This is a genomic window from Thiocapsa sp. (genome assembly GCF_022340925.1).
Lineage (GTDB): Bacteria > Pseudomonadota > Gammaproteobacteria > Chromatiales > Chromatiaceae > Thiocapsa.
The window spans coordinates 34,617-51,066 of record NZ_JAJDNA010000081.1 but is presented as its reverse complement, the minus strand read 5'-3'; the positions used below and the strand labels follow the sequence as shown (position 1 = coordinate 51,066).

The window sequence follows — 16,450 nt, the reverse complement described above, 5'->3', positions numbered from 1 at the left end:
ACGGTCGGTTAAATATTTCTCGAAGGCCGGGCAGTCGCGCAGAAAGTCTTCGTACTGCTCGTCGGTGCAGAACCCCATGACATGCTCGACACCGGCCCTGTTGTACCAGCTGCGGTCGAAGATCACGACCTCCCCGGCGGCCGGGAAGTGTGCCAGGTAGCGCTGCATGTAGAGCTGCGTCTTCTCCCTTTCGGAGGGCGCAGGAAGAGCCACCACCCGGAATGTCCGCGGGCTCACCCTCTCGGTGAGTCGCTTGATCACGCCGCCCTTGCCGGCCGCGTCGCGGCCCTCGAACACGACGATGACGCGCAGCCCCTTCTCCTTCACCCAGTACTGGAGTTTTACCAGCTCGCCTTGCAGCCGTTCCAGCGCTGCTTCGTACTCCCTTGTCGACGGCTTCTTCGTCGCGTCTGACTCTGCGCGATCTTCGATCTTCTTCGAGCCGGATCTACGGTCTTTCTTTGCCATCCTCATTCTCCTCGTAAACTCTGGAAGGTGGTTAAGCGTTCGAGCCCAGGCCGTCGTGCAAGGTTCGCCCTGAAGGTCCACGCTCGTTTCTGGGTTACGGCCCGAAGCGGGATTTCCAGGGAACGCCTTCGCGTCGCAGCATAGCCCAGCCACGCAGTACGCCAAAACAACCGCCACCCAGCGTTGACGGGGGTTGCAACCGATTCTCAACTTCGGCATAAGCGGCACGAACAGGAGTGTCGCGTCTGCGCTCGCGATACCCGGCGGGTCGATCCCTCGCCGCCGGGACTCGCGCAGGGCGACAACCGATGGTGCCCCGGTTCGCCCCGCTCCGGGTCGGCGCTCCGCCACAAGCAGCGGCCCACAGGCCGCGCTTGGGCTGCGCACCAACTCTACGCGAATGGCTTGACGGCGTGTCGGATGCGCTCTGCATATCGCCTCCGCGGCTTCGGGACTCACGCCCCTTCGCCACTGCGGCGATACGCTCGCGCCTACGCCTCCCGGGGACTACCGGCCCTCGCGTTCGCTCTCCATGGCCGGCAGCGAATGTCCGCAACGGGTCGAGTTCAGACCTTGCAAAGATCCCTTAGGCGGTGTTCCATCGCGGGATAGGTAGCCGATGGCGAGGCGGGGGAATTCTAGAAGTCCGTGACGAAGCAGTGTTGGAAACAACAAATGGCCCCACGCAGGGCCCTTGCGGGCCCCAGAGGGTGTCCTCGGGACAGGCTGGACCTGCGTCGCGGATCGCATGAGGATGTGCCCGCCCATGCCTGTGACCAACCGGTGCCGGCGGCGGTGCAGATGGCTCAGGACTCCGCCCGGCTCGCCGCTTCATTCCAGATCGGATTGTCGCGGTCTTCCGGGTGCAGCTTCGGCAGCTCCCTGGGATACGCATGCCAGAATGACATGTCGATCGCACCCTCGGCGTAGGTCTCCTTGCGGTCATGCGCGAAAGGACACCACCAGTTCTCCACCACCTTCACCAAGTAGCTCGCATAGGCGAGCAAGGCGACGCTCATCGGACAGTACAGCTTGCAGTTAAGGATCCAGAAGTACCGCGAGCGCAGAATCATCCAGCGGCCGGTGCCGCCCTGGAAGCTGATGTGATCAGCATTGCGATAGCGGTGGGAGATCCACGAAGGGACGAAGTCCCAATAGCCCCTGATCTCCGTGCCACCGACCATCCGCAGGTGCAGCCGCGCCAGCGCGACGCCCAAGATGAGGAAAGGCACGGTCGTCAACAACGGCAGATAGATCAGCGGAATGCCGAGTAGGAGCTTCCAAGTTGGCTGCTCGCGGAATCCAAAGCCGATTCGAACCCGATTCATGGCCATCCCACCTGTCGTTGCATCAGCCGCAGGTCACCGACTGACGGTTTCGAGCCGCTCGCAGTGCGTGCGGTCTGCGAGATGCTGCGTGTCTCCACAGTCCGTTCCAATCAAGAACAGGTGGTGCGAGGAGTCGCTCGAGCGCCTTCACCGGGCCGCGCCTCGGACCAGGAGTCCTAACCTAACATGATCGGGAGCCTTGCAATACACTCAAAACAGCCCGGTCCCGATCCCGGAGCCACTCCGCAGGGGACTGATCGAGACCGAACGGACGGCCGGTCTGCGTCGGCTCAGCTCGATCGGTCGCCGATCATTTCCTGACCGAGCCCTTCAGGGCGAGAGCTTGCCATGTTCAGTGCACGCCGCCGGTACGAAAGATGGTCTCCAGCCTTGGCGGTTGTCCTCGGTGCGCTGCATGCCGACCCATCCGCAGCCGGCCTGACAGGCTTGTCCTGGGATGCCTGTCGCGACCGCGTGATCGCCGCACTGGAAGCGGCGGGCCAGCGTGACTTCGGTGACGTCAGCGCCTATACCGGGGCCAGCGGGGCTGGCGCGCTGGTCGCGGTCATCGAGCGCTGCGGGTACCGGCCCGAGCGGCTCAGCCGCGCTGACTGCGACGACCTCTACGAGCAGGTCTACAACGCATGCCGTCTCGAAGGCTTCGACGGGATGAGCGTGTCCGCAACCTCCTGGGTCCTGATCTACGACCCCGAGGGCGCGCTGGTCGAGCGGCTTCGACACATCTGCGCTCGTCCCGACCGGGCGAGCCGGACGGAGTTCGGCGTCCTGGTCTGCGGGGAGTGACGGGCGTGTCCCCCTGTCCTCGTGGAAGCAAGGAAGACGGGCCGTTCGCGTTGCCGCCAGCGAGATAAAGCCGACCGGAGCGATGCGCCAGCCATGCGGCCCCGTCGCCTGAGGCGAAGCGGCGCATGCCATCAACTGCGGGGCTGCCCCCGGCCCCCCAGCCTGCATCGATGCCCTGAATGCCCCGGGTGCGATTCAGCCCCGTTCAGCGCGGACCGATGTTGAATCCGATCGACAGGCGTCGTGCCGGGCTGCGATTGGTCTCGACCGCATGGGGCAGGGCCGGGTCGAAGAAGAGAAAGGTGCCGGCCTCGGGCGCGATCCGCACGGTAGCCGGGTCGTCGTAGAGCACGAGATCGCCCGACTCGTCCGGAACGCTCACATAGTAGACGGCTGAGAGCAGCTCATCGTGCTCGTCATGGGTATGCTCAGAGGTGCTCTGGCCCGGCTCCATTCGATTGAACCAGAAGCCGCACCGCAGCCCCCCGGCCGGGCGCTCGAGGATCGAAGCGGCGCAGGCAAGTGCCTGATCCAGGAGGGGGAGCAGGGCCGGCATGCGGTCACGCTCGAGATAGAGGTTCTCGAAACGACCGCCGAAGAAGTGGGAGCGCCGGTCGAAGTCCGTGTCAGCGAGCAGGTCAAAAGCAGCCTCGATCGTACGATTCACCCGCTCCGCGCCCGGCATTGCGCATCGATAGAGATTGGCGCTTCGCCAGCCGATCCGGACCGACCCTGGGGGGCCTTCGGGGCTCCGATCCACCATCCGGCCTATCATCCCGCTGTCGCAGGGGTCGCTGCAGGGCCGCCGATCCTGCCCCTCGCGACCCACCGAAGCGAACCCGAGCCGCGCCTCTTCATCGAGCAAACAACCGATCGGATTCGCTGCGGCTGCGCGTCAGCGCATCCTCGATCGAGACTCCGAGGAACCAGTTACCGGTGACGGCGAGATGCGTGCCGGACAGGGCTTGGTCGAGGCGCCCCACCCGCTTGGCATGCCCCGTACGGAGGGCCGGCAGGCGGTTGTGCACCCGCGCCTGAGCGGCGATGCGGCGCGGAGTCGTGCCGAGCGCGATGCAGGCGCGCTCGACCTGACCCTGCTCGTCCAGCACGCCCGGGCGAAAGTGGAAGGAGAAGGCACGGTAGCTTGGGTCGGCGAGGAAGTCGCGCGAGACCGCCGAGTAGAAGGCATCGTCGACTGCGATGAGTCCGGCGATCGGTTTCACGCCGAGGTCGGCCGCCCGGAACGCGAGCACCAGGGTCTCGATCTCGGCCATCCCGATCTCCGCGATCGCCTCGCGTGCCGCCTCGAGCCCGGCCGGCATGAGAGCCGTCGCCGCATCGGGCGGCACCGCCAGGGTCAGATAGCGGCAGCTCAGGCACTCTGACCCGGCCGTGACGCGAAACCCCTCGCCATCGGGCTCGATCGCGCTGACGCTCTGCCCGGTCCGCACCTCCACGCCGTCCTGGGCGGCGATGGCCGTCGGGATGGTCGAGAGGCCGCCGGCGAAGGTGAAGGCCTTGAGAACGTCCTTGCGACGGGGCTTCCGCCGGAAGAGTGCCTCTGCCGGGTAGTCGTCCGCGGGCTGGCAGATCACCGCCTGAAAGGCGTGACGCAGCAGGTCCTGATAGTTGCGGCGACCGAGCAGCTCACCGTAGTAGGCAGCCACGCTGCGGCCTTCCTTGGGGATCGAGAAGATCTTCGGGAGCGAGCGCACGGCTTCCCAGACGTGCAATGCCGAGATGATCGATCCCCGTTGCCCGCCCTTCCACAGCAGGTAGCTGACCTTGCCCTTGGCCTGCGCCCGGCCGGTCAAGCCGAGATCGTCGAGGATCGACAAGAGGTTGCCGTAGCTGTTGAAGCAGGTATGTCCGCCTGCCTCGCTCCAGAATCCGCCGAGCTCCGGGAAACGGTGGCTGTTGATGCAGCCACCAATCCGCTCGGATGACTCGAGCACCAGGCTGGGATGCCCGCGACGGCTCGCATAATGGGCAGCGCCCAGCCCGCTGATGCCGGCGCCGATGACGATATGGTCGAAATCTGTGCTCATGCGGATCGTGTCAGTCGGCCAATTCGTCGGGATCGGAAGGCGGTTCCCCTCCGGTGAGCGAGAGATGGCCGATGTCGGGTATTGCGACCGGCGCGGGCGGCGCCGCGCAGTCCGCCAGGTCCCAGTCGTGTCCGGAGACGAGGCTCAGGGAGCCGGTATCAAAGGCCGCTATGTTAACCGCCCTTGGCTCCTCCAGATAGCCGTCATGGGTCGTCAGGGACAGCCGCGGGGTGCCGGCCGTGTGCTCGCCCTGGGCTGCGTCCGGCAGCGGGGCGGCGCCACGGGCGGATTGCGCTCCCCCCTCGTTCTCGGCCAGTTCGACCGGAGTGATCCTGAGGACGGCGCCGGCGTGCGCGAAGGCCTGCTCGAAACGCGCCTTTGTCGCCGCATCGGCACCCCGTTTGACGATCACCGGTCGTCCCGTGAAGAGCCGGTCCATGCCCTGCTCGTCGAGCTTGAACACCGCGGTCAGGCGGGCGCGAACAGTCGCTGGATCGGCGCCCGGTGCGATACCACCCGCGTAGCTGAGATCGAAGCGTTCCTCTGCCATGGGTCTCCATCCTGCCCGACCGGGCCGGGGCCCGGTCGGGGAGCAAGGTCAAAGTGGTTTGGACAGGCTGAAGGCGCCCCGCACGTCGCCGAGGCTGTATCCGCGTGCCATGTCGTCAGGATAGCGTTCGTCCAGCGCTGCGGCGACCTCGTCGGTGATCGCGCTGCCGTGGCAGGCGAGACACACCTCCGCGGTGGGGATGGCCTTCATGAACCGGAACATGCGCCCCCCGTCGGTCCCGACGATCTCGGCATAGGCCATGGGCTGGACGTCTTCACCGGCGGCGCGACGCGCATCGAACCGGGCCAAGACCTCCGCCTCCCAGGCATCCGGGCTGTTCTCGGCAACGTTGCGGGTCTTGAGACTGGTGCGACCGACCTGCCAGCCGGAACGCTCGGACAGGTCGGCCGCGATCGCGGGTGCACGGTCCTGGCACACCGCGATGGCATTGGTGGGGCCGCCTTCCTTGATGGCCGCCTGCAGCTCTCCCTGCAGGGTCGTCGCGAACTCCTGGACGATGGCCTTGGCCTCTGCGAGGTCGTCCTCGGTGGCGGTCTCGGCATGGATTGTCGTCGTGATCAGGATGGCAAGGGTGGCGGCAATGCGGGCGATGGACTTCATGCGGGTCGACTCCCGGTCGGTGGTTGGGCTGGTTCTCGCTGCCTCGGTCGGTGACGAATGTGCCACCTTGCCTCGAGGCTCGCTGCCATTTGACGGATCGACCGCCGAGAGTTCCCTCTCCCATCGCCCGATGGTCGGCGGGCGCCGGATCGACGAGCCGCCCGGGCAGGGATTGGCTGCACGCACACGCTGGTCCGGATGCACGGCTCAGCCGGCGGCCCGCAGGGGTGATACCCTGTGCTCCCTGTCGGCCTCTGCGGCCGGCGGTGTGCTCTCGGGCGACTTGCCTTTGAGGATGCGCTCGACGCTCTTGGCGTTGCGGGCCAGATAGATGGTCAGCTCTTCCAGGTCGTTCTCCGGCAGGCCGGGCAGGATATTGTCATGGCGCAGGAGCTCCGCCAAGCGCTCGGCGCACTCGAGGGCTTTATCATAGGCGTCGGCGGCCTTCTTGTCGGTCGTGCGCAATCGTTCGGCTCCCCTCTGGTCTCTGACGACATATTCGATCTCGATCACGGTTCTCGGCTCCGGTGTCGGCGATGATGAGGCTCGGCGCGAGGCAGCGGGGATCAGTATACCCAACCCACATGGGTTTTTCGGAAGGCAGGGTCCGTTTCGTCTTCGGAGAATCCCCTGGGCGGCGTGGCCGATCGATCTGGGCGGTTCTCCGCTGAGCCCGCTTGGGGCGCGGAAGCCGGCCCCGGAGGGCGGCATGGCCGGTCGTTGCGAGGGCGCATCAGCAGCCGTTTGCCGAGCCGAGATGCTCCCGCAGCGCACAAGCGGTCGGTAGATCACCCGCCGCGGCGACCGTCTCCGGGGTTCCGGCAGCGCCGACCCGACCGCCGGCCTCGCCGGCCTCCGGGCCGAGGTCGATGATCCAGTCGGCCTCGGCCATGAGGTCCAGGTTGTGCTCGATGACCAGGACGGAATGGCCGGCGTCAACCAGTCTGTGCAAAACGCTGACCAGGCGCTCGACATCGGCCATGTGCAGACCGACCGTCGGCTCGTCGAGCACATAGAGGGTGGGGCGGGTGGTGCGCTGATCGGTGCTCGGGCGCGCCTTGGCCAGCTCGGTGACAAGCTTGAGACGCTGGGCTTCGCCGCCCGAGAGGGTCGGGCTCGCCTGGCCAAGCTGCAGGTAGCCGAGCCCGACCTCTTGGAGCAGGGCCAGCGGGTGGCGGATCGCCGGATGGGCCTGGAAGACGTCCAGCGCCTCGTCGATGCTCAGGGCCAGGACCTGGCCGATGTCGAGCCCCTGGTAGCGAATCTCGCGCGTCTCGCGGTCGAAGCGGCTGCCCCCGCAGACCTCGCAAGTCATCCGCACGCCGGGCAGGAAGCTCATCTCCAGCTTTTTCACCCCTTGGCCCTCACATGCGCCGCAGCGTCCGCCGGCGGTGTTGAAAGAGAAGCGCGCCGCCCCCCACCCGAGGATGCGTGCCTCCGGAGTGGCGGCGAAGAGGCGACGTACCCCGTCCCAGAAGCCGACGTAGGTGGCGGGACAGGAGCGGGGGGTCTTGCCGATGGGGGCCTGGTCCACCTCGAGGACACGGGCCAGGTCCTGCCAGCCGGTCAGCCGGCTGCAGCCGACGAGCGCGCGCGTGCCGGCCCGGTCCTCGCGTGCGAGCCGGTTGCGCAGGCTCTTGACCAGGACCTCGCGCACCAGGGTTGACTTCCCGGACCCGGAGACGCCGGTGACACACACCAGGCGGGCGAGGGGCAGCTGCACGTCGATGCCCCGCAGGTTGTGACGCCGCGCGCCCTCGACGACGAGCCAGGCGCCGTCCTCGCGGGTCTCCCGAACCGGGCGCGAGCGCCGGCGCGGGCGGGCGAGACAGCGACCAGTGATGGACGCCGGGTCCCGCATCAGATCCAGGGCGGTGCCGCGAGCGATGATGTCGCCGCCGCGGGTGCCGGCACCCGGTCCCAGGTCGATGACCTCGTCGGCGCGGCGGATGGTCTCCTCGTCGTGCTCCACGACCAGGACGGTGTTGCCCTTGGCCTGCAGCCGGGCGAGCCCGTTCAGCAGCAATCGGTTGTCCCGCGGATGCAGGCCGATGGTGGGCTCATCGAGGATGTAACAGACGCCACGGAGGTTGGAGCCGAGCTGAGCGGCGAGGCGAATCCGTTGGGCCTCGCCGCCCGAGAGGGTGGGCGCGCCCCGGTCCAGCGACAGATAACCCAACCCCACCTCGGCGAGGAAGGCGAGCCGTTCTCGCACCTCGGCGAGCAGGTCGTGGGCGATGGCATGCTCGCGCTCGTCGAGTCGAAGCCCGGCGACGAAGGCCGCGGCCTGGTCGACGGTGAGGGACGCGAGGTCCGCGATCGAGCGATCGCGAAAGCGCACCGCGAGCGCCTGTGGGTTCAGGCGGGCGCCGCGGCAGCTCGGGCAGGTGGCTGTCTCCGCCGCCTCGGTGTCCAGCCATGCGTCCTCTTCACCGGTTTGCTCTGCATCGAATCCGTCCAGCACGAGCCCACTCCCGAAGCAGGTCTCGCACCAGCCCTGCCTGGAATTGAAGCTGAAGAGTCGGGGGTCGGGATCGGGCAGCGCCGTCCCGCAGCGTGGGCAGGCGCGCTGGGTCGAGTAGGGTGTCTCGGGGCCCCAGGTCCCGTTGTCGATCTCGACCACGCGGACCGAGCCCTTGCCCAGGTCCAGGGCCTGATCCAGGAGGGCGCGGAGCTCGCCTTTCCGCTCGGGTCGAATCGCGACCTCACCGACGGGCAGCTCGATGGAGTGCTCCCGATAGCGGTCGAGCCGCGGCCATTGGTGGGTCTCGACCGGCTCGCCGTCGACCCGCAGGACAAACCAGCCGCGCCGCGCGGCCCATTCGGCGAGCTCCTTGTAGAGTCCCTTGCGGGCCACGACCAGCGGGGCCATCAGGCTGACCGTTTTGTCGGCATGCTCGCGCCGGATCCGCCGCAGCATGGCGTCCCGCCCCATCGGCTCGACCGGGACGGCACAGCTCGGGCAGGACTGGATCCCGAGCCTGACGTAGAGGAGGCGCAGATAGTGGTGGATCTCGGTCAGGGTGCCGACCGTGCTCTTGGCCCCGCCGCGGCTGGTTCGCTGCTCGATGGCGACGGTGGGCGGGATCCCGAGGACGGCATCGACATCCGGTCGTGCGGCGGGCTGGACGAACTGCCGGGCATAAGCATTGAGCGACTCCAGGAAACGGCGCTGGCCCTCGGCAAAGAGGATGTCGAAGGCCAGCGTGCTCTTGCCGCTGCCCGAGACGCCGGTGATCACCGTGAGCCGGTCGCGCGCGATCGACAGGGACAGGTCTTTTAGGTTGTGCTCGCGGGCGTGCAGGACGGAGATGCAGTTGGCTGGGGCAAGCGGCGCGTCGCGTGCTGTCGCGACCAAACCGCCCGGCGGGGGCTCGGCGACGCCGGGTGCGGATGTCGGTTGTGCCGCGTAGCCGGCGGGCGCGTCCTCCGGAGATGGATTCAAGCCCGGCTCGGGCGGGGCCCCGACTCCCGACAGTGCGTCAAGATGGCCGGCCAAGGCACGTCCGGTGAGGCTCGTGGGGTGTTCCGCAAGCGTTTTCGGAGTGCCGCAGCAGACAAGCTCGCCCCCCGCCTCTCCGCCCTCGGGGCCCAGGTCGATTAGCCAGTCCGCGGCGCCGATCAGGTCGAGGTTGTGCTCGATGACCAGCACGGAGTGACCCTTGTCGATCAGGCGCCGCAAGGCGCCCAGCAGGACAGCCACATCGGCGAAATGCAGGCCGGTGGTGGGCTCGTCGAGCAGGAACAGGAGGCCGCCGTCGCGGGTCCGGCCGCGGCCCGACTTGGCGAGATGGCCGGCGAGCTTGAGACGCTGGGCCTCGCCACCAGAGAGGGTCGGCACCGGCTGGCCGAGACGCAAATAGCCAAGTCCGACGGCCAGCAGGGGCTCGAGGGCGCGGCGGAGCTCCTGATCCGCTTCGAAGTAGGCGCGCGCCTCCGTCGCGGTCATCTCCAGCACGTCTGCGATGGAGCGCCCCCGCTCTCCGGGGCGGCCTCCGATCTCGACCTCCAGCACGGATCGGCGATAGCGCCGGCCGTTGCAGTCCTGGCAGCGCAGGTAGACATCGGCGAGGAACTGCATCTCCAGGTGCTCGTACCCGTTGCCGGCGCAGGTCGGACAGCGCCCCGCGCCGCTGTTGAAGCTGAAGGTTCCGGCCGTGTAGCCGCGCTCCCTGGCGAGCGGAAGTGCCGCGAAGCGTTTGCGCAGCACATCGAGCACACCGACATAGCTCGCCGGGTTCGACCGCGAGGTTCGCCCGATGCTGGACTGATCCAACAGGACGACCTCGGCGATCTCGGCGTCCCCCTCGATCTCGGCGTGCTCGCCCGGCGCCTCGACGGGGTGACCCTTGAGCTGGCAAAGGCCCCGGTAGAGAACATCCTGCACGAGTGTGGACTTGCCGGATCCAGAGACCCCGGTGATCACCACCAGACGGTGCAGCGGGATGGCGACGTCGATCCCCTTGAGATTATGGGCGCGGGCGCCTCGGACCCTGATCCAGGGCCCGTCCGGTGGCGAAGGGGCAGGCGCATCTGCGTTGGCGAGACGTCGCCGACCCGCCAGGTAATCCCCGGTCAGCGAACCTTGGCTCCTGGACATGGCTGCCGGCGACCCTTCAAAGACGATCCGGCCGCCGTGCTCGCCCGGTCCGGGACCCATGTCGATGATCCGATCCGCGGCCCGTATCACCTCGGGGTCGTGCTCGACCACCACCAGGGAGTTCCCCTGGTCGCGCAGCCGCTGCAGGATCCCCACCACCCGGCCCAGATCGCGTGAATGCAGGCCGACGCTGGGCTCGTCGAGCACGAACAGGGCGTTGACCAGGGTGCTTCCGAGCGCTGTGGTCAGATTGATGCGCTGCAGCTCGCCGCCCGAGAGTGTGCGCGACTGGCGGTCCAGGGTCAGGTAGCCGAGTCCGACCTCGCAGAGGTAGCCCAGGCGCGAGCGAATCCCGCCGATGAGCCGATCCAGTGCAGGGTCCAGGGTCAGGGCATCGCAGAAGTCCCGACAGGCGGTCAGCGGCAATCGCATGAGGTCGTGGATGCCCAGCCCGGGGAGGTTCAGCCAGATCGTCTCGTCCATGCCCACGCGCCCGTGGCGGAAGCGTTGCTCGGGTGCCAGCACGCGATCAGCGAGCGCCTTGCCGCCGACCCGCCAATCCAGCGATTCGTCCGTCAGCCTGGCCCCGCCGCACGCGCTGCAGACGTCATAGGAGCGGTAGCGCGAGAGCAGGACCCGCACGTGCATCTTGTAGCTGCGCCCTTCGAGCCAGGCGAAGAAGCGGCGCAGCCCATACCAGACGCCGGTCTCCCAGTCGCCCTCGCCTTCGATGATCCAGGCGCGGTCGGCGTCGGTCAGATCGCGCCAGGGCAGATCGGTCGGAACGCCGCGGCGATGCGCGAAGCCCATCAGGTCTTCCTGGATCTCCGAGTAGCTGTCGGACTGGATCGGCTTGATCGCACCCTCGAGCAGCGACTTGGATGGATCCGGGACCACCAGCGACCAGTCCACGCCGATGGTGCGGCCGAAGCCCCGACAGACCGGGCAGGCCCCCACCGGCGAGTTGAAGGAGAACCGGTTCGGCGTCGGATCCGCGTATGCGACGTCACAGTCCGGACAGTGCAGATCGGCCGAGAAGCGCCGGGGCGGTCCGGCCTGCCGATCCGCGCCGAGCGGATAGACCCGGACGCGCCCGTGGCCGCGGGCGAGTGCCGTCTCCAGGGCCTCGATCGCGCGGCCGCGATGCTCGCCGGTCAGGCGGATCCGGTCCTGGATGACCTCGATGGCCGTCGCGTCTGCCTCCAGGATCCGGACGTAGCCCTGCTGGGCCAGCAGCCCCTTGACTGCCGCGACGTCGAGGGAAGGCGGAACCGGAACGCGAAACGCGATCGCGACGGCGCCCGCGGCCGCCTCCTGCAGACCCGTCAGGTGCGCCCAGATCCCCTCTGGCGTATCGCGCTGGACCTCCCGACCGCAGCCCCTGCAGAAGAGGCGCGCGGCGCGGGCGAAAAGAAGCTTCAGGTGATCGTTGAGCTCCGTCATAGTGCCCACCGTCGATCGCGACGTGCGCACCGCGTTGGCCTGATCGATGGCGATCGCCGGCGGGATGCCGTCGATCCGATCGGCGGCGGGGCGGTCCATCCGATCGAGGAACTGGCGCGCATAGGGCGAGAAGGTCTCGACATAGCGCCGCTGACCCTCGGCATAGAGGGTGTCGAAGGCGAGCGAGGACTTGCCGGATCCCGAGACACCGGTGACGACGATCAGCTCGCCAAGGGGCAGGTCCAGGTCGATGGACCTGAGGTTGTTCTGCCGCACACCGCGCAGACGGATCAGGCCCGGGCGATCGGATGGGTGGGACATGGCCTAGGAGCCCGTCGGACTTAGGGGGGGCGACGCGAGGGCGTGGGAGAGCGAGGCCATTGCGTTCCGGTTGTGAGGCGCATCGTGGGTGCTATGTAACGAAAAATCGGGGTGAAATGGACCGATCTCCCGCTTCCGTAGCCGATTCATCCTAGATCCGACAGGCTCCTAGACAAGCTGTGAGTCGGGAGCCTGGGCGGCCGATCCTGACGGCGTCGCGCGAGTGTGGATCTCGCTGAAGGCGAAGACCCGGTCGCGTCCGGCACGCTTGCTTGCATAGAGGGCCTCATCCGCGCGCATCATGAGATTGTCGATATCCGTCGCCGTCCCCCGACAGGTCGCATAGCCGACGCTGACGGTGGTGGCGACCGAGTCCTGCCCGGCGTCGACCAGGGTGTTCGCGACCATCACGCGGATCCGCTCGCCTGCCTCGCGCGCCGCCGCCTCGGGCGTGTCGGGCAACAGCAGGACAAACTCGTCGCCCCCGTAACGGGCGACCAGGTCGGTGCCTCGGATGCTTCTGCGGATCCCCTCGGCGACCGCGCAGATGACCTTATTGCCGATCGCGTGGCCGAAGCGGTCGTTGATCTCTTTTAGATTGTCGGCATCGACCATCATGACACTGAAGGGGCGACGGTCATGCAAGGCCTCCTGTTTCTGATGGGCGAGTGCGAGCGAGAAAGCGCGCATGTTGGGCAGTCCCGTCAGGTCGTCGGTCTCCGAGAGACGCTGGACGAAGCTGCGCGAGAAATCCATGTCCGAGGCGATCAGTGACGTGACGTAGGCGACCAGCGCAACCGGCGCGAAAACCAGCATCAGGCGGCTGAACGTCGAGTAGGCGAAAAGATGATCGCCCGCCGCAGAGTAGGCGGCGAGCAAATAGAAGCTGGCGATGAGGACGGCTTCCAACAGGGTGATGAGCTTGCCGAGCGTCAAGGCGCTGAAGATGATGACCAGCAGAAAGAGGCTGATGAGCGGGCTGTCGATCTTGCCGGTATGCCAGACCACGAAACCGGTGAAACCCAGCATGGCCCAGGTCTCGATGGTGAATTTCCAACGTGCCGGCAGGGTGAACAGGTTCAGATAGCGGAAACCCAGCACGAAGACCGCGAAGCCGGCCGCTGCGGCGGCGATGGCCAAGATGTGCTCGACGGGCTCCTCGGGCAGGACCAGATAGACCAGGACCAAGACCAACAACAGCCACTCGATCTCAGCCAGGGTCCGATTGAACCCCGTCAGCTCGACCGGGTCCGGTACCGCAACACCCCATCTCCTGTTCATCGGACGCTCCGTTGTCTGCATCTCTGCGAGGGATTGTCCAGGCTTGCCGAGGCCGGATCATGCCGTCGCGGACGATCGCAACCGGCGGCCGGCCCTTGTCGGTCAAGGCGTCGGCCGTTGATCGGCGTCCAGCGCGCTCAAGCGGGCGCTTGCAGCCGATTTCCCCATTTTCCCGATTGTCATCTCAGCCGGGCAAGGTGTCGGTCCGGGCTTGTGGTCCGAAGAGCTGCCCCGACTTCAATGCGGGTACGTCGATCCGACACCGCGCTGTGAGGATCGTCGATCTCCCAAGACTATCCCGAGGTACCTTGCCAATGTCGATACGATACGCCACTTTTTCGACCGCCCTGCTGCTCGGCGCAATGCTCGTTGCGGGTTCGGTCATGACCGCGCACGCGGGAGATGGCTGCACGAAGGATCAGTCCCAGGACAGCTCCAGCTCCGCCGCTTACCCGACCGTGACGCTCCAGTCGTAGTCTCTACCGAGGCCCCGGGATCGCCCGGGGCCGTCGCGTGCCGACCCTTTCGCAACGGCCGTTTTTCCTCTCCCTTGCTCTCGTCGCCGCGTCCCGCGCCACCGTGCAAGCCGGGCCGGGTGAGTCGTCCCCTTCCTCTCCGCTCGACATGTGAGCCGTGCCCGGCGATCATCAGCGCGCGAAGCGGAGATCGATTCTTCGCTGCTTTGGGCGACATGACAGGAGGCGCCGATGCAAGAGACCCGATACGAAGCGCACCCGTCGATGCTGCGGATGCGACCCTTTTCCACACCTCTCGTGACCCTGCTGATGTTGGCAGGGATCCTGATTGCTGCCGCGGGTGCCGGTTGGCTCCCCGTCGCCTTGCCCCAGCGAATCGATGGGATGGTTCTCCGGCTCATCGGCATCGCGGTCTTCGCGCTGTCTGCCCTGCAACTCTTTGCCTGGTGGCTGTCGAGCCGGTCCGACCATCTGATCATCAGGGGCGATGAGCTGATCTGGACTCATGGCCTGCTCAGCAAGAGCTACATCGAGGTCAAGCTGTCCTCGGTCCGCACGGTCCGGCTGCATCAGAGCCTGCTGCAACGGATCCTGAATGCCGGCGACATCAGGGTCTACACGTCGGGGGACGTTCCAGAGCTGGTCGTTCGCGGCCTGCCGAACCCCAACCGGCTGCGCGAGCTCATCAAGGCCGTCGCCTGACCGCGAGCACGGGTCGCCTCCCCACGAATCGGGTCTTCACGATCGTCCCTGGTCCTCGGGCGCCGGGTGGCGTGATCAGCCGGCCGGCGCGACCTCGCCGCTGCGCTGCAGCAGGAGCTGAGTCAGTAAGGCGACGGGTCGGCCGGTCGCGCCCTTGTCCTTGCCGCTCAGATAGGCCGTGCCGGCGATGTCCAGGTGCGCCCAGCGGTAGGCCTTGGTGTAGCGTGCGAGAAAGCAGGCAGCGGTGACGGCACCGGCCTCACGGCCACCGACATTGGCCATGTCGGCGAAGTTGCTGTCGAGCTGCTGTTGATACTCGTCCCACAGCGGCATGCGCCAGGCGCGGTCGCCCGCGGCCTGTCCGGCGTTGACGATCTCCTCTGCGAGCCGCTCGTCGGTGGTGAATAGACCGGATGCGTGCTTGCCCAGGGCGATGACGCAGGCGCCGGTCAGTGTCGCCAGGTCGATGACCACCTCGGGGTCGAAGCGCTCGCTGTAGCTGAGGGCATCGCAGAGGATGAGTCGACCCTCCGCGTCGGTGTTGAGGATCTCGATGGTCTGACCGGACATGCTGGTGACGATATCGCCCGGCTTGTTGGCGTCTCCGTCCGGCATGTTCTCGGAGGCGGGTACCACGCCGACCAGGTTGATTGGCAGCCCCAGCTCACAGGCGGCGAGCACGGCTCCGAACACCCCGGCGCCTCCGCACATGTCGAACTTCATCTCATCCATGTCGGCGGCCGGTTTGATGGAGATGCCGCCGGTATCGAAGGTGAGCCCTTTGCCGACCAAGACCACCGGCTTGCTGGCGGCGTCGGTCCCCCGGTAGTGCATCAGGATCAGCTTGGCTGGTTGGCGGCTGCCGCGGGAGACGGACAGGAGCGCGCCCATCTTCAGCGCCTCCATATCGGCCTCTTCGAGTATCTCGACCTCGAGCCGGTCGAAACGTCCGCCGAGCTCCCTGGCCTTGTCGGCCAGATAGCTCGGTGTGCAAATGTTGCCGGGAAGGTTGGCCAGCTCCTTGGACAGGGCGATCCCGGCTGCGATTGCCGTCCCATGGCGTATCGCCAGCTCGGCTGTGGGCTGGGCCTCCTTCTCGTCAACCCAGAGGGTCAGTTGTTTGAGCGGCGTCTTCGGCGCCTGCTTGTCGTCCTTCTTGGTCTGGGTGTAACGGTAGACCTTGTCCGCGGCGGTCGTCACGGCCTCGCGGACGGCCGAGTAAAGGTCCAGGCCTTCCGGGTGGAGGTCATGCAGCGCGCAGAGCGCCGATCCCGAATGGGTCTGCTGCAGGGCTGCGACCGCGGCACCCAGTGCCTTGCGATAGTTGTCGCGACCGAACTCCTTGTGCTTCCCGCAACCCACCAACAAGACCCGTTCGGCGGCCAGCCCAGGAAGGTCATAGAGCATGAGCGTGCTCCCCGCCTGGCCGTCCATGTCACCCTTCTTGAGCAGCTCTGAGAGGCGCCCACCGCTGGCGAGGTCGAGGATCTCGGCCGGAGCGGAGAGCTTGCGCCGCTCGAATATACCGATCAGGATACAGGGCGTCTTTTGTCTGGCAAGCTCGCCGGTCTTGATTCTGAATTCCATCATCGAGCTCCTCGGGAGGGCGGGTCTGGGTCTGGAGGGCCGCGCTGCGGATCGGCGCGTGGCGCGGACCGATTTCAGATCGGGTGTCGTGGTGCCGAATTGGGAGTCTACCGGAAGAGGCGGTCTTGTCGAGACCCGGGGGTGCCGGTTGGCTGCTTGGCATCTCCGGCACCGGCGCTCAATGGCCATGGATCGCCGATCCCGGGGCGCCGGATACCCCC

12 protein-coding genes are annotated in these 16,450 nt (G+C 67.1%); 2 read left to right on the top strand and 10 right to left on the bottom strand.

All coding sequences use genetic code 11. From position 1 onward, the window contains the following. Positions 1 to 468: polyphosphate kinase 2 family protein (locus LJE61_RS10350; RefSeq protein WP_519973016.1), on the bottom strand; the 468-nt coding region annotated here is incomplete at its 3' end. An 806-nt stretch (positions 469 to 1,274) separates the two neighbouring features. Then, on the bottom strand, positions 1,275 to 1,796 hold the full coding sequence (locus LJE61_RS10345) for a hypothetical protein (protein WP_296914950.1): 522 nt from the start codon (positions 1,794 to 1,796) through the stop codon (positions 1,275 to 1,277). A gap of 390 nt (positions 1,797 to 2,186) precedes the next feature. Here LJE61_RS10345 and LJE61_RS10340 point away from each other — a divergent pair, with 390 nt between their 5' ends. Further along, a complete protein-coding gene (locus LJE61_RS10340) occupies positions 2,187 to 2,600 on the top strand; it encodes a hypothetical protein (protein WP_296914952.1) in 414 nt (137 codons plus the stop codon). 205 nt (positions 2,601 to 2,805) lie between these two features. On the opposite strand, the gene LJE61_RS10335 is transcribed toward LJE61_RS10340, so the two are convergent. From LJE61_RS10335 to LJE61_RS10305, 7 genes are all read right to left on the bottom strand, one after another. Beyond that, the gene (locus LJE61_RS10335; protein WP_296914954.1) at positions 2,806 to 3,267 is read right to left on the bottom strand and encodes a putative 2OG-Fe(II) oxygenase; all 462 of its coding nucleotides are present in this window, start codon (positions 3,265 to 3,267) and stop codon (positions 2,806 to 2,808) included. 187 nt (positions 3,268 to 3,454) lie between these two features. Continuing rightward, on the bottom strand, positions 3,455 to 4,648 hold the full coding sequence (locus tag LJE61_RS10330; protein WP_296914956.1) for a protoporphyrinogen/coproporphyrinogen oxidase: 1,194 nt from the start codon (positions 4,646 to 4,648) through the stop codon (positions 3,455 to 3,457). A 10-nt stretch (positions 4,649 to 4,658) separates the two neighbouring features. After that, on the bottom strand, positions 4,659 to 5,198 hold the full coding sequence (locus LJE61_RS10325; RefSeq protein ID WP_296914958.1) for a hypothetical protein: 540 nt from the start codon (positions 5,196 to 5,198) through the stop codon (positions 4,659 to 4,661). A gap of 48 nt (positions 5,199 to 5,246) precedes the next feature. Beyond that, positions 5,247 to 5,819 (bottom strand): Tll0287-like domain-containing protein, encoded by a 573-nt coding sequence (locus LJE61_RS10320; protein ID WP_296914961.1) that lies wholly within the window; start codon positions 5,817 to 5,819, stop codon positions 5,247 to 5,249. Between the two features lie 207 nt (positions 5,820 to 6,026). Continuing rightward, positions 6,027 to 6,332 (bottom strand): YebG family protein, encoded by a 306-nt coding sequence (locus LJE61_RS10315; protein ID WP_296914963.1) that lies wholly within the window; start codon positions 6,330 to 6,332, stop codon positions 6,027 to 6,029. Between the two features lie 220 nt (positions 6,333 to 6,552). Beyond that, positions 6,553 to 12,183: an excinuclease ABC subunit UvrA gene (gene uvrA, locus LJE61_RS10310; RefSeq protein WP_296918313.1), complete on the bottom strand. Its 5,631-nt coding sequence runs from the start codon at positions 12,181 to 12,183 to the stop codon at positions 6,553 to 6,555. 168 nt (positions 12,184 to 12,351) lie between these two features. Then, positions 12,352 to 13,464, bottom strand: coding sequence for a GGDEF domain-containing protein (locus LJE61_RS10305; RefSeq protein ID WP_296909520.1), 1,113 nt, complete (start codon positions 13,462 to 13,464; stop codon positions 12,352 to 12,354). 707 nt (positions 13,465 to 14,171) lie between these two features. Here LJE61_RS10305 and LJE61_RS10300 point away from each other — a divergent pair. After that, a complete protein-coding gene (locus tag LJE61_RS10300; protein WP_296918311.1) occupies positions 14,172 to 14,642 on the top strand; it encodes a PH domain-containing protein in 471 nt (156 codons plus the stop codon). A gap of 75 nt (positions 14,643 to 14,717) precedes the next feature. Here LJE61_RS10300 and LJE61_RS10295 read toward each other — a convergent pair whose 3' ends face one another. Continuing rightward, complete coding sequence (locus tag LJE61_RS10295; protein WP_296909523.1) at positions 14,718 to 16,229, bottom strand: leucyl aminopeptidase; 1,512 nt, start codon at positions 16,227 to 16,229, stop codon at positions 14,718 to 14,720. Positions 16,230 to 16,450: the final 221 nt, after the last annotated feature.